The sequence below is a fragment of the Arthrobacter sp. MDT2-34-1 genome (assembly GCF_059091365.1).
Genome location: NZ_JBNHGO010000079.1, coordinates 1 through 723 on the forward strand (window position 1 = coordinate 1; position 723 = coordinate 723).

Annotated in this window: 1 protein-coding gene; it reads right to left on the bottom strand. The window is 69.8% G+C overall.

The annotated features are described in order from the left end of the window. Positions 1–56 precede the first annotated feature (56 nt). A partial coding sequence (gene dapE, locus AC5RVV_RS17710) for a succinyl-diaminopimelate desuccinylase (RefSeq protein WP_494002662.1) occupies positions 57–723 on the bottom strand: 667 nt, incomplete at its 5' end.

Consider the following 723-nt stretch of genomic DNA (forward strand, 5'->3'; position numbering starts at 1 on the left):
GGTGCGGACACGGAACTGCAGCCGCCGGACGAAGCCACCGTGGGGCCGGCGCTGCGCTAGGCCAGCCAGGTCCGCAGGGCAGCCAGGCAGGCGCGGATGGCCTCCGCGGGCACATGCTCATTGTCCGAATGCGCCAGCAGCGCATCCCCCGGGCCGAAGTTGACCGCCGGGATGCCCAGTGCGCTGAAGCGTGCGACGTCGGTCCAGCCGTACTTGGGCTTCGGTTCCGCGCCGACTGCCGCCACGAAGCTCGCCGCTGCAGGGTGGTTGAGCCCGGGCCGCGCGCCTGCGGCGGCGTCGGTGCGGACCAGGTCGAACCCGTCCAGCAGGGCCCGCACATAGGCCTCCGCCTGCTCCACGGACTTGTCCGGAGCAAAACGATAATTGATTTCCACCACGGTCCGGTCCGGGATGACATTTCCCGCCGTCCCGCCATGGATCTTCACTGCGTTGAGGCTTTCCCGGTAATCCAGGCCATCCACCGTGATCGTGGCAGGCTGATGGTCACGCAGCCGGGCCAGGATTTCGGCCGCGGCGTGGATGGCGTTCTCCCCCATCCAGGCCCGGGCCGAATGCGCCGCCCGGCCGATAGTGGTGGCCTCGAAGCGCATGGTGCCGTTGCAGCCGCCCTCCACGGTGCCGTCCGTGGGCTCCAGCAGGATCGCGAAGTCGCCCTGCAGCCACTGCGGATGGTTCGCCACCAGCCGGCCGAGTCCGCTCAGC